This is a genomic window from Adhaeretor mobilis, assembly GCF_007741515.1.
Lineage (GTDB): Bacteria > Planctomycetota > Planctomycetia > Pirellulales > Lacipirellulaceae > Adhaeretor > Adhaeretor mobilis.
Genome location: NZ_CP036263.1, coordinates 3,420,792 through 3,437,363 on the forward strand (window position 1 = coordinate 3,420,792; position 16,572 = coordinate 3,437,363).

Sequence of the window (16,572 nt, forward strand, 5' to 3'; positions counted from 1 at the left end):
CCGCGCTAACGCCACAGTCGGGGCGTCCACTTCTTGAATCGGTCAGTCAGACGAGGAGTTTTCGTCGGTGCAGTAGGACTCATCGGCGTGGGAGTCGTCTCCGCCAATCCCGACGGCGTAATATCGCCTGGAGCATCCGGTACGTTTGCCAACAAGTAACGCGGAAGATAGCCATCGACCAAACGCAAACAATCGGTTACCTGACCTTGCTGCAATGCGGTCTTCGCGGAGAAGACTCGCTTGGCAAGCTCGATGCGTGTATTCCGGTCGAACTGAAGATCGTAAAGCTCCAGGTCATCGACCAGTGCTTCGCCTTGCCCGGTGAGATGAATTTGAACACGGACCCTGGCATTCTCTGTGCCGTTGATTTCTTCCACTACTAACTCGCATTCGTTCCAGTCCTCGCCCGTAGGGCCGAGTGTCTGATGCATGCGGCGCACACCTCTGGGTACGTCGTACTCGATGGCCAGATGAAGTCGCGCTGTGGGATCGGTTGTCGCGAGCCGATACCAGCCGCCTACGGCTAAGCGGCCCGTGTTGGGAATGCTAAACGAATTGCTTTCCGCTGCCACCCCTACCGCATCTTCACTCACCAGTCGCAAAGCACGTTTGCCAGTACGTTGCTCGCCTCTGAAGTCGACACTCCCCCGTTGTCCTAACCGCACCTGCCAAGCTTCTCCATTTGAATTCTGCTCAGCCGCTTCGAAACCGGGGCTCATGAGTCCCGGATAGGGGCGTCGAATGTCTAATCTGCCCAAGCGTTCTTCAAGACGGGTAATACGGTCCTGCAATTGCTGCGATGCCTCTTCAGGCAGCTTGATCTCAGGAGAATCTAACCGGACTCGTTTCGTGTCGAACCGCCAAGCCGATACGTCGTAGGGGCGAAGTTGAAACGACCAAGTTGCATTTCCTTCAACAAGTTTACCGCGAGCATAGTCAGCTGTTTTCGCTGGTATGCCCAGTTTCTCATAGCTAGTGGACTCCTCTGAGGTAAGTGGAAGCGCGATGTCAACTGGCCAAGGCGAATCGTTTACGATGCAAACCGTTGTAGATTCAAACTCACGAAACACACGCATAGTAATTGGCTGGCGTTGCTCTCTGCGTGCTTCATACTTAGGCGCTGGCAATTTCCCTAGAGTGGCAACCAAGTGCTCGATATTCGCATTGTCCCCCAGAGAAGCGAACGGAGAGTCCGTCAGCAATACCTCGGGATCGTCACCGGCGATTGCTTCGACCAATGCCTGCCGGGCCGTGTCGTCGGTTGGAAGTGTGGCGCTAGAAAGGCTCAATTGAGTCGTGCCCGGAAATGGACTTTGGAGATCGAAACTGGGCAGTCGCAGGTCCTGACGATCGTGAAACAACTGCGTGCCGGAGAGCAACGAGTTTTCCGAGATGCTCAACATTTCTCGTGTGGTATTTAAGTAACGTGCTACCGCACGCTGCTGAACCGATTGCCCCGCATTCAACTTCCGTGGTCGCAGCAATGCTACTGACTTAGTGGAGGCGAGGCGGGTTAAGTCAATCCCTACCAAAGCCAATTCGGCTTCTAGCGTAGTATTTCCAACCGCAGCCTGCTGCAAGCCTTCTTCCAACTGCGGTCCCGAAAAAAGTCGGTCCGTGCAAAGCACAAGATTCCAGTCAGCACGCTGCTTTTTTAAGGAAGTGGCTAGATGCGAATAGTAGTCGGTGATCATGGTTTGCCGCCACGCTGTCCACTCCGCTCGCTGCGTAGTGGCAAATAGCTGAGCACGCTGATCGAAACGGTGCGGCCCGCGAGCTGGAATCGTCAGACCTGTGTCACGCGCAAACCGTGCGCAAGTCGTGTCGTCCATGCCCCAAGCTAAGCCGGGCAGCGTGCCGTAACCATCCCCGGCAATTTGAATGCCAATGCCAGCCAAGCACTGGTGACCGCTATAACGATCGGTCAATCCCAGCAAGACTTCTTCCAGGCGCGATTGTATCTCAGGGCTCAGCAAGTTGTAGCGTGGACCTTCTGCACGACTGACCGCGGTTTCCTCTCGATAACTTCGGCCTGTGCGACCGACGACAAGCAGGTCATGCCGCGCGGGTTCTTCCGCACGCAATTGCTCGAGGGCCGGCAGGGCATGGCTAAGCTGAACGGAGGGAATGAGCCTCAGCCCCTCTCGCTGGAAGATTCGTAGAAGGAGTTCCAAAACATCCCGTGGAATGCAATCCACTTCCGTGAGCTTGGCCGAATTGCAACGGGCCGAGGTCCCCAGGCCTGCTACAGGTGCCAGCGAACTTCCCTCTGCCGCAACCGTGATGACCGCCGCGTTGTATCCCCCCGAGTGGAGTTGTTGTGCCAGTCGCTGGGCAGCTACGAGATGTGTGTGCCAAGAATCGACACTCAATCCGGTTGATTTGTCAAACCGCTGTGGCGCTCCGGTGATTCGAACGAGATTTGGGAGGTCGAGGTACGCAGCCACGAGCCTCTGGTCGCTACTAGTAAGTGAGTGTTTCTCGTCGGCCGGTTTCTGTATTATTTGAGAAAGCGTCAACCGTCCGAACTCTGCACTCTCTGCACTGGATCGATTCGCAACAAGCAATACAGGCGTTGCTGTTCTTGGCCAGAAGGTAATTCGGCGAGTTGCCGAACCCTCTGGACTGGCCAATGCCGACTTTGCAGTGAAAATGGTTCCGGTATCTCTGCCAAATTCTTGAACACGACCTGCGGCATTGGGCTCGATGACGCTGATCGCAAGATGCTGATCGCGTCCTGCAGGCAGTGCGATCTCAACTACGTGAGGCTGATCCACACTGCGAACAGGTAAGGTGAAAGCTTGCCAGTACGGCTCCGCCTCATTGCGGCAAGCGGGCAGCGAGACCATTCCCGGCTGCGAGCCTCCTACCAACCGAGTGTTGCCCAGCGGAGCGGGTTGAGAAACTCCAGGCAGTGGCGTGCGACGTGCCCACTTAGGCAATCGCTGCCACCATGTAGGATTTGCCGGATCGATGGTGAGCACTTCCTCTAGCTCAGAGGTCAGCCGATTCAACGAAGCCTCAGGATCAACAACCACTAGCTCGATCGTCCGAGCCAGAAGCGGCGTACCTTGTGAGACACCAATCCAACGCGTCGCGAACCCGTTCTCTCCGCGCAGGGAGAACTCAATCTTGTACGCTCCTTCTTCTCTTGGGGCCTTGAACGTAAGAGCCAACGAATCGCTAGTCGATCGATCCCATTCCAGCGATTGTTGATCGACCACTCTCTCAGTAGACAGCTCTTTCGTGACGGCTTGTAGCTGAACTTTCTCTTCCGTGAGATCCTCATGAGAACCGACAGTGAGTGTTGCGAGAAAATCTTCGGTTGGAGAAAACACCATCGACTTGCGATCGACCGCGACTCTTAGCTGATCGCCTGGGGCTCGATCTATGACCAAGTACCCCCGTCCGCCGCTCAGAGAATATCGCCCCGGCTTGTCGATTAGTGCACCGAGCGTGGCAGAAATTTCTTCCTTTTGCTTAGCTCCGCCTTGCTCTTCCTCCCCGGTGAGTTCGAGATGAACAACGCTCTCTCGCGTCCCTTTCACAGTGAGATCGCAGCCATCGTAGGGCCTATCTTGTCGCGGAGTAATTAGAAGCTCACCTTCGACAAGTCGCAGGGCTTCCGCTTCATCGGTATAAGTTCCTAGAGGCTGCAAGTTGGCAAGCGATCCACTTTCTACAAGAATTCGTCCGCTCCACTTTGCGACTTGCTTGGTGCCTTGAGTCGCACCACGCCCCCAAATGAATCGAAATCGCACTTCACGAACAGAAAAGTCCTCGGCCAGAGTTTCACTGGCTATCGAAGCGACGAGTACCCACGTCACCATGGCACACAGAGTGAGCCAGAGCTGGTGCTTTGAACTTCGAATTGTCGTACAGACAACTCCGCTCATAGGTTCTCGCAGTCGGTCGGAAATGATCGAGACATCAATCCAGGTTCACCGATGCAATTCACGGCGCAGTCGCTCCGCGAAAGACATTCGTCGGTTCAGGGCACATTCAAATTGGTTCTATTTCTAGATAGATTTCTCTCAAATGAGGCGGCGGAGTGTAGAAGTTGGTGGGCAATGCCGCCAGATCAGTCGGGCGCAAGTTACCGCTGGCTAGCGGTTTGCGCGCCTTAGGGACCGCCCTAAAAGATGGCTAGCGAGGAGTGCTAGCGATGAGGTTTGACTAGGTTCTCGGCCAAAGTCTCAGCAGGAAGCGGTTGTCCGCTAGCAAACGCGGGGAGAACTTCCTCTTGCAATGCCTGCAATTGCTGAAATGCATCTGGGCAAAGGCCAGATATTTCGTTGCACTCCCAGCGGTCATCAGGCTTTACATACAGCTCTTGCGAAGCTGCGGACTCAATCCCACTCGTTCGCATCATCCAAGCAACCGTGCGTAGAGTCACTTCGTCACCTCGTTTCGCTAGCACAAATTGCCGCCAATCGACGGGCTCTTCGCAAAACAGCGTCAAGAGGTTGCGACCCTCGGTAGTGTCCTGCCCCAGCAGCCACTCGCTGAGCGTAGCCCCCAGATCCGCAGGTTGGCACAGCCCACCAAACCGAGGAATTGGCGTCGTAGTTTCAGGCACCGAAATCAAACACGGCACATGCAGCAATTCTCCATAAAGAGGCTTAGCCTGAGTGCCTAATTCGCCATGCTCTCCCAATGCAAAACCGCGTGAGCCGGTTAGACAAACCAACGTTGGCTGTGATTGCAAATATTGGTGAGATGCTGCAAGGAAGTCGCCCAAGCATTCTTCAAGCACCATCACTTGTGCATCGTAGGCAGCACGATAAGCAAGCAGTTCGTCCGGATCGTCCGTTGCGATGTACCTAGGGGGCGATACTCCTTCCAGCGGGGGTGGATCCTCATCGGTAAGCAATCCGGAACGGTACTCAGTTGGGGCATCCCACGGACCGTGAAAACCGCTTAGATGTATCCAGGTCACTTGCGAGCCATCCTCACTGCCAGCGTTTCGCTGGGAGCTCAGCTCCGCTAGGTGCTCGCCCGCAATCGCGAAGAGTTGTCCCATAGCTGTCTCTTGTGAGGTCTGTGCGGGCTGGTCGACTTCCAAGTTCAGATGAGTCAAGCTCGCCAGCGGTAGCTGATCAGCGAACTCACCCAGCCAAGAATCATCGGTAAGGAGCGAAGTTTTGCTGCCGGCTTTTGATAGCTCTTTCAACAAAGAGTAGCCGACTTGTTTCAAACTGTTCAACCGCAGCGAATGCTCGGCGTTGAATAGCGAGCGATAGTATTGGGGCAACTCGACCGAGTCGCATAACAGGAAATCGAGCAGCAGCGACTGGCTGGCGATCTTGTCTAACGTTGGCGTTGGGAGTCCACTGTTCCCGTACGCGCCAAGACTCGACGCGCGCCAGCCATCTACAACGATGACCAGAGCGTGACGGTTAGTGGGTGAGGAATCAGGCACGCGGCTAAGTATAACCCCAGTCTACAACCTCAGCGAAGGGTGTTCTGGGGTCGCTTCCTCTGCTCAGATCTTCCGTCGTTGCTCAGCACTCAAGTTTGCACCACTCCCGCCAAACTAGTTTTGGGAATTCAATCCCGTCGCGCAAATAGCGTTTTGCGAGCCGCTTCGGCTCGGTAGCTAAGCGATGTAACCATTCGAGGCCCGATTTCCGCATCCAGAGCGGAGCTCGCTGTTTCTCGGCAGCGAGGAAATCGATCGTGGCTCCAATGCATAGGGCTACCTTGGCTTCTAGCTTGTCGGCATGCTGATGGATCCACAACTCTTGCTTGGGAGCCCCTAGGCCTATGAGGACAAGATCGGGCTGGGCCTCGGAAACTGCTGCATAGATCTTTTGGTTCTCTGCAACGTCATGCTCGAATCCCTGCGGTGGCGAGTACACGCCCACGACATCGACGCCCTGCCAACGAGCGATGATATTCGATTTCGCTCGCTCGCCAACTCCCGGGGCTGCCCCTAACAGGAAAACGCGCAGGAGTCGCGACGGTCGTTTGCTCTCAGCGGTGGTCTGCGACACTCGTTTGAACAAGGCGGGTGCAAGGTCGCTACCAGCAACTCGCTCGGGGAGCGTTTTTTGCAAGACTCGAGAAGCAAGCACAACCGGTGCTCCATCGGCTATCACCAACGAGGCTTCTTCGTAGGCAGCTTGCAAGGGCTCGTTGTCTTGGATCATGATCGCGTGGTCCACATTTGGCGTCACTACGTAACGGCAGCTATTCCCCCGGGGGGCGGCGCACCAACCAAGAACGGTTTCTACCGTTTGCTGCATATTTACCGGATCGATCTCCATGCCCAGCAACTTAATGCGTTCTGACGGTTGATCAGGTCTTGGTTGAGCACAAACAACAGGTGAGAGGTTCGACATAGAGACAGGATTCGATAGAGTTTGATAGAGAATGTGTGGATTTTTCGTGGGTGCGATTTCGGCCGGTTGATTGGCCAATGCCGCTTTACGTTCGCGCACAAGGCTCACGGTTACGCCACTCACCAAGAACAGCATCCAGTGCTCTGTGGGAGAGAGCGTCAGATCGTGGAATAGCGCCGTTGCGAGGTACGCGACAAGACACCCTATGGCCAGGAGAGCTTGCGAGCGCTGCCAGACTTGGGCACTGGTGTCTTTCCAAAGTCGCCAAGCAGCCATCGTCCAAGCGCCCAACAGGGCTAGAAACAGGCTGAAACCAATCAATCCCGTTTCCACTAAGACGCTCAGTAGTGTGTTGTGATGGTCAAGTCCCCGGATGGATTCCAGCTCGATCTGCTGACGACGATCTGACAGGTAGGGAAGCTTAAGATCGTAAAATCGACTAAACCCGTGCCCAAGAACTGGTGCATCTTTGAACATTTGATAAGACACATAGGCAAAGGAAGCTCGCTGATAGACCGAGTGCTCGGCCGAGCCATCGGTATCTTTTCGCCCGAGGTTCTTGATGTCGCCGCCAATGAGCGTCAAACCTGATACGACAAAGCATATTCCGGCACCTGCAATCGCAAACCGTGCCCGGCGGGGCATCTGCAACATGGGGATGATGGCCAAGCCTCCCGCAAGTCCTAACCATGTCGATCGGGTATAAGTGTAGTAAACACCCCCTGCCATAACGGTCAATAGGCCTAGCAAAACAACGCGTTGCCAGCGACCCACTTCACGCCAGAGCAACCAAGCTGCCCAAAAACAAATGGTCAGATAGACGCCCAAACTGGCTGACATCAGCGCCGGGCCACGTGCACGACCGAAGTGCGTACCGAGAGTGGGATCCGCGATGTAACTTGGGAAAACGGCCCACCATTGCAGCTTCACTTCAGCGAACGCTGTCAGTGCGAGGTAAGTTCCCAAGCAGGTCAAGCAAACAAGTAAGCACGTCCAGTTCTTGCGATTGATCTTTGCGACTCGAACGGCAAGGTAGAGTACCGCCGGCATCCAGAAGCTAGCGACCAATCGCCACCAGGGCCCAACGTTTGATCGCACGAGTTCAGCCGGCGGCGTGAAGTAGCACCGCAAAGTAAGATACCCAAGCAGCAGAGCAAGCAACCAATCACAGGTGTGCCAGCCGCGCAAGTTGAGCCGCCCCTGGCGGAACTGCACTACCAGCGTGGCAAGGATGCCGGCCATGAGCAGACGATCGACCGTTAGCGTCACGGGGCCGACGTCGACATGCCAAAAATGATGCTCTAGCACATAACCAAATACCACAAAGCCGCCGCAAGCCAACAGTAGCGATCCGCGACGTGCGTACGCAGCCCCCCAAGAAAGTGCTGCGACGGCGATGATGGCGAATACTAGACTCATGAAAGCTCAATTGAGAAAACTGCAAGATGGCTCAATCACTTATCGAGACTCTGCGGCAGCATTCATCGCTTCTTCCAGCGACATGCCTATGAATTCGCCGTCAGTAGAGTCCAATGTGCCGTCTGCTGTGGGAAGTACTCCAGGATTGAGCAACAAGGTTTTCACAGGCGTAGAGATCGTCTCGTTTGAAGGAGCAGGCTCAACGACCTCTTGTCGTCTTTCAGGCTCCTGCATGGGTTGAGCTTCAACTGCAGGTGCCACAGGCGGTTCGGCTTCGGCAGTCGGTTGCTCAATAACCGGTGGTGATACAGTTTCGGCTACAGACCCAACTTCAACGGAAGGAGGTTCAACCGTTTCATCAACTTCGCTCTGCTTTTCCTCAGACGGATTGATGACAACCCCTTCCACTGTCTTGATCTTCTGGAGCCTCGCTTCGCTCTCAGTCGCCGCTTCGGCAAACGCTCGCTCCTCTTCTTTACCTGCTGCTAGAGCTTCTGCAGCAGCGGCATTTGTTTCGGCTGTTTCCCACCACTCGCGTGCCGTAGTGTTCACGACCTCACGAGCTTGGTTTTCTTGTGACCGATTGGCACCAACGACTCCTGGTGCAGCCAACGAAGGACTACCACCAAGCAGTACCAACCCTACACCCAGCGACAATCCGCCAAGCAGGCCTGCTAACGAGGTCGTCGCTAGCCCGAGACCCTCGCGCCCGGGCCCAGTCTCCGGCTCATCTAGCGGAGTGAGCACGCTTGCGTTCTCACCCGCTGAAAGACTTGCTTGAGACGAGTTGAGCTGTTGTTTCACACGATCAAGCGTTTGACGACTTGTTTCCAATGCCGCAACACGATTGGAATACTCAGCTCGTTTCTCGGCTAACTCCGCTAGACGTTGTTCTACCGCGGCAAGTTGAGTCTTTGCATGGGTGTGCCGTGTCTTGTTCAGTTCGAGTTCAGCTTGAGCGGTTTCAATCGAGGATTGCAGTTCGTTATACAAGTCGCGTCGAATTCCCTCTTCAGCTTCTTTGGCAGACAACACGCGCGGGTGTTCTGCAGAGCGGGTACCTTGCAAGCGAGCGGATGCTAGCTGGGCATCAATGAGCCCATCCTTAAGGCGTCGCAACGCTGGCTGACTGGCAAGCAGACTGTTAGGCGTAGCTACAATCTTCAGAGGGTCGTTCTGCGCGGCTTGCAATAGTTCGAGCAATTCTTGCGAGTCTCGCATTTCCGTTTGAAAACGACGAGCATCTGTCTCCAGGCCAACGAACTGCTGCCGCAAGTCACTCTGCCCACTAAAGGAAGAATGCAGCATCCGTAATTCCCCTAGTTCCGAGCCGACTTCGGCCTCGAACTCAGAGAGTCGCTCAGTCTCTTTTGTGTTAAGGTCTTCAGCAAGTTGTACTTGCTGCGCTAATTCTCTTACCAACCCTAGCCCCTGCTCGTTCCTTAGAGCCTGCAGTCGTGCGTCAAGTTGACGCGTCACTTCGCTCACGAGATTTAGGGCTTGTTGGCGGTTGTTGTTTTTCACTCTCAGGTAAAACACTTCGGTTTTACCGAATTCTGCTCCGCTAGGTGGAAGCATCATGAATTGCTTGCGGAACTTTTCAATGTCCTTATCTGAAGGTTCACTCGCTTGCAAACCGCTCTCAGCAGCTTCCACGGCCATGAGTGTGGCAGCGATCACCTGGCGACTCTTTGCCAGTTCAAGAATGGTTTCCTGAAGCGTGCGCATCTCGTAGAGATCGGCAAAATGTCCAGGGCGGTCGGCCGAAATGTTCGTTTCCTGTCTGACGACTACAGCTTGAGAAGCCTCCCAGGGTCTGGAAGTCGTCATGGCAAATATAAATGCCAAACCGCAACAAATGATTGCGGAAAGGATCCACACAGCGGCATTGTCTGTGAGGCGACGCACCGTCTGGCGGGCGTTGTACGAGAGCGATTCAACATTACTCATAGGGATCTTCCTGCTACCTTGGCGCAAAATCGGCCGCGGCAGCCTGCTATAGATTCTCAAAGGGGCCTAGTTTTTCCTACCAGAACGTAGCTCATTATTAGGCCCTGCTACGGCAGATTGACGAATGTGCCGATCTTGCTGGTCAGAAGGCTTTTTCAGCCTGCTTACTTGGATTCCTGCTTCTACCAATACGGTGCTTTCAAGCTGGCCGTCCTATGTTTTAGTGCGGCAAGAAGCCTAGCCTCTTGCGACTGCTCTCCACACACTCGTATCGCACCTCAGAAGCGCAATCGTTCCACCTATCATGCACGTTGCTTGCCTCGAATCTTTGGATAACCTGGTTTCGCTCAAGACATCATGGGATGCGTTGAGTGGCAACAATCCGTTTCGTGGCTCGTTGTGGCAACACACCTGGGCGCAGCACTTTTGCGGCTCACACGATCCGACACGAAGTCTGCGCGTGCTCCTCGTTTCCAGCGAGAAACAACAGCCGACCAGCGATATTTCAGAGGTCGTAGCGATCCTCCCTTGCTACGAGCACCGCACATTCGCACGGGGACGCGTCTTACGACTTATCGGCGATGGTGAGGTTTGTAGCGATCACCTTGGTCTGCTGTGCAAAGAACACCAATCGGAAGAAGCAAGCGATGCGATTGTCGAGTACCTGATGTCGCGAGAAGACTGGGACTGCCTAGACTTCACTTACTTTGACGAAAACGACGAAGCTTCGCGGAATCTGACCAACGCCCTTGCCGACCACGGTTGTTTCCTCGAGCGTTCGCCTGGACCCAATTGCTGGTCGATTGAATTGCCGGCGACCTGGGACGAATTCCTCGCCATGCAATCTAAGTCCCATCGCAAGCACATCCGACGACTCGAACGCAGCGCAGCGAAACTGGGTAGCGTGGAGTGGTGCCTCTGTGAAGGAGCCGACACTTTCGAACAGGCTTGGCAGCAACTCGTCGACTTACACCAGCAACGCCGTCTGAGCCTCGGCGAACCGGGCTGCTTTGCCTCTGAAAGTTGGGCCCGATTTCACCAAGAGATTGCCCAACAGATGCTGGCTGCCGGTCAGTTGCAGCTTTCCCACCTCAAACTCCAAGGCAAGCCGGCGGCTGCGGAGTACCAGTTCACAAGTTCAACCGCTACCTACGCCTACCAGGGTGGAATCGATCCAAACCGCCTTGACGAGCAGCCTGGGCGATTGTCGCTTAGCCGCACGATTCAGTATGCCATCGGTCAAGGGCACTCTCGCTATGACCTCATGCGAGGCGACGAACCCTACAAACCCCACTGGCGAGCCGAACCAAACGCCACAGTTCGTATCCAAGCAACCCCACCACGTACCGTTGCCCGCTGGCGTTATGCCGCGTTTGATGGCATGCGACGTGCTGGCAGGATTGTGAAAAAGGCGACCGGACTGTTGGGCTAACAAGACTAACTTCACACACCAATCTTTGAACCGAAATAATAGCCATGCTACCTGAAGCCTGCAGAGAGCCACTGCTCGGGATGTACTACCTAGCCACCTTGCCCGGGCGCAGACAGGCTGCGGCGCGCCGCGCCATCGAAGGTTCTGCGCCCATCCGGACGTTGTTCTATCACCGAGTCGCCGACGACCATCCTAACGGCTGGACGATCAGCACGGAGCGTTTCAAGGACCAGATTGAGTGGATCCAGGAACGCTACGAGATTATTACTCTGATCGAGGCACAACGCCGAATTGGTTCCGATCAAAACTCAACAGCTGCCGTTTGCCTGACTTTTGACGATGGCTACGCCGACAACTGCCGAGAGGCATTACCTTGGCTGCTCGACAAGCAGATTCCGTTCACTTATTTTGTTTCCACAAATCGCGTGAACACCGGCGAACCTTTTGATCACGATGTAGAAGCAGGCCAGCCGCTAGCTCCCAATAGCATCGAAGAGATCCGAGTCCTCGCTGAAGCGGGGGTCGAAATAGGCGCACACACGCGTTCACATGCTGACTGCGGAAAGATCGATAATGAGGACGAACTCTACGACGAGATCGTAGGTTCCAAACGCGATCTTGAAGCCATGATCCATCGGCCTGTTCGCTACTTTGCCTTTCCTTTCGGCCTAGAAGAGAACTTGTCCCGGGCCGCATTTCGCACGGCGTTTCGTGCCGGCTTTTGGGGCGTATGCTCTGCCTATGGTGGATACAACTTGCCGGGAGAAGACCCATTTCACATCCAGCGAATTCACGGCGACTCTAGCTGGGCCCGCTTCTGCAATTGGCTCACGGTCGATCCCAGAAAACTGCGTAACGTGCAGCGTTTCAACGCAGGTGATTATCGACTTTGCTTCTAAACTCGAACAACTGAATCCATTCCCTATACGTATCCCTCGGGACACCGACCATTAGTCACGCTGACAACAACGTGAAGAGTTCAAACGAAACCGCTGCGAAGGCATCCGGCAAGAATCGCTTGCGCACAGACACCTTCGCTACCAGCGTGTTTATCCTACTGGCCGTCACCCTCGTACAACGCACAGTTGGGTTTGGTCGCGGGATTCTACTCGGCAGGTGGCTTTCGCCTGAAGAACTCGGGCAGTGGGACCTAACTTATAGCTTTCTACTGCTCGCGGCACCGTTGGCAGTCCTCGGCGTACCTGGTTCGTTCGGTCGGTATGCGGAACAATTTCGACAGAGGGGCCAACTTCGTACATTCCTTAAGCGAAGCATGCTTTGGACCAGCATCTGCTGTGTGGCGGCAACACTGCTGATCGCTTGGGGAGCAGCATTCTTCTCCGATATTATTTTCAATAGCCAGCAGCACGTGAACCTAACGGTAGGAATCGCTTACTGCTTAGCGGCAATCATCCTGCATCACACATTGACTGCGTTGCTCACCGCGATGCGACTCTATCGTGTCGTGTCGGCCATGACCTTTGCCCAGAGTATGCTCTTCGCGATCGTTGCGCTCACACTTGTTTGGAGAAGCCCAACCACGGCGAGCGTACTCATCGGATATGGACTCGCCTGCTTGATTTCGTCCCTAGGTGCCCTAGTTTGGGCTTGGCCAGGGCTGCGAGAAATCGACCAGCCCCAGGAGTCGGTCGCCCATAACGAATTTTGGCCGAAGCTATTACGCTTTGCATTCTTTGTTTGGGTTTCCAATCTGCTCTCGCATCTGTTCGCAATTATCGATCGCAGCATGCTGGTGCACTACTCAGGCATGTCTCCCGCAGAGGCATGGGACCAAATCGGTCAATATCACACGAGCCGTATCGTACCAATGTTATTGGTTTCCTTTGCCGATTTGCTCGGCGGTTTACTCCTGCCGCACTTGAGCGCCGACTGGGAAACAGGCAAGAAGGAAGAAGTTTCAAAGCGACTAAATCTAACGCTCAAGCTCACCAGCCTCGGCATGTTGTGTTTTGGAGCAGCCGTTCTGGTGACTCGCCCGTTTCTATTCGGCGTGCTACTGGAAGGCAAGTACGCCCTTGGCGCGACGGTCTTGCCGTGGACCCTCGCCGGTTGTGTGTGGTTCGGGCTGTACTCGATCTCGCAAAACTATATGTGGTGTGCAGAGAAAACCCGCCTCGCCACGGTTCCGCTTATGTGGGGTGTTGGGGCAAACGTAACCTTGAATCTGATTCTCTTGCCGCAGTTCGGTTTATATGGTGCCGTTCTCGCGACTGCCTCAGCTACGTTTGTCTGCTTCGTGGCAAGCCTGCGACTCAACGGTCAACACGGTATGCAAGTCGATGCCGGCACTTGGCTCATGATCGGTGTGCCAGCTGTTCTCGGTCTGGGAATTATTCCGACCGCACTGGCGCTCTTGGGGCTCACCTTTGCTCTGCTCGCAACCAACTTAGTTCTCACCGAAACTGACCGGCGCGATCTGGCTAAGGTCGTTGCCGCGGCACTAGCCAAGTTCATGCCTTCCCGCCGCGCAACTTCCGCGGCTACCTCCTAGTCGATCTGCCATGGCCTCCACAACTGCGAATCCTCTGACCGTTCAGTTCATCGCCACGAGTCTGCCGGTAGGTGGAGCAGAAACGCTGCTCCTCAACCTAGTACGGCGACTCGATCGAGAGCGATTCTCGCCAGAAATTGTGTGCTTGAAAGAACCAGGACCACTGGGCGAATTGCTGGCCCAAGAGATGCCCGTCCACAGCCAGCTTATTGGCAGTAAGTTTGATGTGCGCGTTCTCTGGCGACTTTGGCGGCTCATGCGAAATCGCAAGGTCGATGCTGTGGTCACAGTTGCTGCTGGTGACAATATGTTTTGGGGCCGTTTAGCGGCCAAGCTTGCCGGTGTGCCTGTTGTCGCGTCGGCGCTTCACAGTACCGGTTGGCCCGATGGTGTCGGCAAATTAAACCGTGCACTCACGCCATTTACCGACGCGTTTATAGCGGTGGCTGATGGGCATGCAGAATTTCTGGCGGATTTCGAAGGATTTCCGCAAGAGAAGGTCACTACAATCTACAACGGAGTGGATACGGATCGATTCGCTCCACGCTCCGCCACCAAGACACGCAAGCAACTCGGCATCGACAAGAATGCTGCTGTCGTGGGCATCTTAGCCGCCCTCCGTCCCGAGAAGAATCACGAACTCTTCCTGCACGGTGCTGGGGCTATTCTGCGAGAAGTACCCGACACGCATTTTCTCATCATTGGCGACGGTCCACGACGGCGCGATTTGGAGCAACTCAGCTTCGACCTGGGAATTTCGAAATCGGTACACTTTCTTGGCTCGCGCGATGACGTGCCAGAATTGCTCAACGCCTGCGATATGGTGTCACTCACCTCGCACAACGAGGCGAGCCCCGTTTCCATCCTCGAAGCACTCAGTAGCGGCAAACCGGTTGTAGCTGCTGAAGTCGGCTCCGTCCGTGAAACCGTGGTGCCCGACAAGACGGGAAATCTCTTCCCTGCGGGCGATTGCCAAGCATACTCCGCTGCCGTGATTGAGCTACTTCAGGACGAAACTCGTAGACTAGAAATGGGCCAGCGTGGCCGAAGACGTGTCGTCAAGAATTGGTCTCTCGATGGCATGACACGCGGGTATGAGAAGCTCATTGAACGTATTTACACCGCGAAACGTGGCAGGCAACTGAGTACCATGACTATAAAGAAATCTCGAAAGGCCGACCTGACTACGGCTAGTAGCTAGCCGAAAGGTGCCAAGCCGCGCATTCCGCTGGGCTCTGCCGCGAGTTAAAATGCGGGATTCCCCTTAGCTCCACAGCCTTTGCATGATCACAGAAACCCTGCTCACCTGGATTGCTCGCTTCATCAGTGGGGTAAGCGTGCGCTGGGTCGATTCGCAGCCCGACACGTGCCAACGGGTGTACTTCGCCAATCATACGAGCCACTTAGATGTAGTCCTCGTGTGGTCGGCCCTTCCACCGCATATACGGAAACTGACACGCCCCATTGCCGCTAAAGACTATTGGGACGGCGGATGGGTGCGGCGAAAGTTGGCAAAGACCTTCAATGCCATGCTCATCGATCGCACCGAAATCAAAGTTCACCAAAGCCCGATCGACCTCATGCTGCGTGAGATTGGCAAAACACAGTCCCTCATCATTTTCCCCGAAGGTGGCCGCACTCCCGGCGGAGAAGTGGGGGAATTCAAGAGCGGGCTGTACTACTTGAGTAAGAAGCGGCCCGAATTAGAGTTGATACCAGTTCACATCAATAACATGAATCGGATCTTACCACGCGGTGAGGTTTTACCCGTGCCGCTTTTATCCTCAGTAACTTTTGGGCCACCCATGTGGCTGGAAGCGGGCGAGGCAAAGATGAATTTTCTTACGCGTGCACGCGAAGCTGTATTGAATCTTAAAGACAGCTAGGCATTTACTGAAACACGACGGTTCCATGATTGAAAACTGGATGATCCTGGCCATCGCCTCGGTGATGCTCGTCATTGCGACCGGTATTGGCCGCTGGCTACGCAATCAGGAGTCGCTTAGTCTCGATCTGCGCACGGTCGAAGCCTATAACGCACGTGTCCAAGCTTGGTGGGCTTTCGCAGTACTGTTGGCAATTTCCTTTTTCTATCCGAAGCTCACAGTCGCACTGTTCGGGGCCATTTCGTTTTGGGCACTGCGAGAGTTCGTATCGCTTACACCCACCAGTACAGGCGACCATCGTGCGCTCTTCTGGGTGTTCGCCTTTTTCACCCCCATGCAGTTCATCCTGGTCGCCTACAATAACTACGGGCTCTACAACGTCCTGATCCCGGTATACGCATTCCTCTTTATCGCAGCGAGAGTAGCCTTCAGCGGAGATTTTTCGCAATTCTTGGAACGAGTAGCGAAAGTACAGAGCGGACTCATGCTTTGCGTGTATTGCCTAAGCTTTGCGCCAGCACTACTCTTCTTACGATTCCCAACCTCAACAACCGAAGCGCCGCTGCGCGAAGATGCCAATGCCGAGTTACTGTTCTTCTTTATTACGATAGCTCTGATCGCCGACCTAATGCAATTCCTCTGGAATCGCCTGTATGGCAAGCACATTATTGCTGAAAAAGTCGATCCCGTGAGAACCTGGGAAGGCCTTATCGGTGGGGCAATCACTACCGCAATTATAAGTACAGCACTGGCCTGGGCCGCTCCGTTTCCGCATTGGTATCAAGCGCCAGCCATGTCGCTAGTCATCGCACTGATGGCTTCTGCCGGTACAATGACGATGAGCGCCCTGAAACGCGACCGAGGCGAGCTTGCTACCGGAACCTTCGTCGAAGGACACGGTGGAGTGCTCAATCGAATCGACTCGATCTGCTTTGCAGCACCGGTGTTTTTCCACCTCACTCGGTATTTCTTTGCCGCCACCTGAGCGATCGAAAATTGCCATCAGGCAATTGTCACATGGCTCAGTAC

10 protein-coding genes are annotated in these 16,572 nt (G+C 54.8%); 6 read left to right on the plus strand and 4 right to left on the minus strand.

Features of this window, described 5'->3' with window-relative positions; all coding sequences use genetic code 11:
* Nucleotides 1-5 precede the first annotated feature (5 nt).
* The 4 genes from HG15A2_RS13540 to HG15A2_RS13555 form a co-directional block, all read right to left on the minus strand.
* Nucleotides 6-3,830 (minus strand): hypothetical protein, encoded by a 3,825-nt coding sequence (locus HG15A2_RS13540; protein ID WP_218931951.1) that lies wholly within the window; start codon nucleotides 3,828-3,830, stop codon nucleotides 6-8.
* Between the two features lie 329 nt (nucleotides 3,831-4,159).
* Nucleotides 4,160-5,422 carry a sulfatase-like hydrolase/transferase gene (locus tag HG15A2_RS13545; protein ID WP_145060741.1) on the minus strand — a complete coding sequence of 421 codons (1,263 nt, stop codon included), beginning with the start codon at nucleotides 5,420-5,422 and terminating at the stop codon, nucleotides 4,160-4,162.
* Nucleotides 5,423-5,504: 82 nt separating this feature from the next.
* Nucleotides 5,505-7,763 (minus strand): WecB/TagA/CpsF family glycosyltransferase, encoded by a 2,259-nt coding sequence (locus HG15A2_RS13550; protein ID WP_145060742.1) that lies wholly within the window; start codon nucleotides 7,761-7,763, stop codon nucleotides 5,505-5,507.
* Between the two features lie 39 nt (nucleotides 7,764-7,802).
* Nucleotides 7,803-9,713 (minus strand): GumC domain-containing protein, encoded by a 1,911-nt coding sequence (locus HG15A2_RS13555; protein WP_145060743.1) that lies wholly within the window; start codon nucleotides 9,711-9,713, stop codon nucleotides 7,803-7,805.
* 304 nt (nucleotides 9,714-10,017) lie between these two features.
* Between HG15A2_RS13555 and HG15A2_RS13560 the strand changes: the two genes are divergently transcribed.
* The 6 genes from HG15A2_RS13560 to HG15A2_RS13585 all read left to right on the plus strand — a co-directional run bounded on the left by HG15A2_RS13560 (nucleotide 10,018) and on the right by HG15A2_RS13585 (nucleotide 16,528).
* Nucleotides 10,018-11,145, plus strand: a complete 1,128-nt coding sequence (locus tag HG15A2_RS13560; RefSeq protein ID WP_145060744.1) for a GNAT family N-acetyltransferase — start codon at nucleotides 10,018-10,020, stop codon at nucleotides 11,143-11,145.
* Between the two features lie 44 nt (nucleotides 11,146-11,189).
* Nucleotides 11,190-12,044: a polysaccharide deacetylase family protein gene (locus HG15A2_RS13565; protein WP_145060745.1), complete on the plus strand. Its 855-nt coding sequence runs from the start codon at nucleotides 11,190-11,192 to the stop codon at nucleotides 12,042-12,044.
* A 71-nt stretch (nucleotides 12,045-12,115) separates the two neighbouring features.
* Entirely contained in the window at nucleotides 12,116-13,657 is a 1,542-nt protein-coding gene (locus HG15A2_RS13570; protein ID WP_145060746.1) for a lipopolysaccharide biosynthesis protein, read from the plus strand.
* Nucleotides 13,658-13,667: 10 nt separating this feature from the next.
* Complete coding sequence (locus HG15A2_RS13575; protein ID WP_145060747.1) at nucleotides 13,668-14,858, plus strand: glycosyltransferase; 1,191 nt, start codon at nucleotides 13,668-13,670, stop codon at nucleotides 14,856-14,858.
* 82 nt (nucleotides 14,859-14,940) lie between these two features.
* The gene (locus HG15A2_RS13580; RefSeq protein ID WP_145060748.1) at nucleotides 14,941-15,543 is read left to right on the plus strand and encodes a lysophospholipid acyltransferase family protein; all 603 of its coding nucleotides are present in this window, start codon (nucleotides 14,941-14,943) and stop codon (nucleotides 15,541-15,543) included.
* A gap of 25 nt (nucleotides 15,544-15,568) precedes the next feature.
* Complete coding sequence (locus HG15A2_RS13585) at nucleotides 15,569-16,528, plus strand: phosphatidate cytidylyltransferase (protein ID WP_145060749.1); 960 nt, start codon at nucleotides 15,569-15,571, stop codon at nucleotides 16,526-16,528.
* The last annotated feature ends 44 nt before the right edge of the window (nucleotides 16,529-16,572 follow it).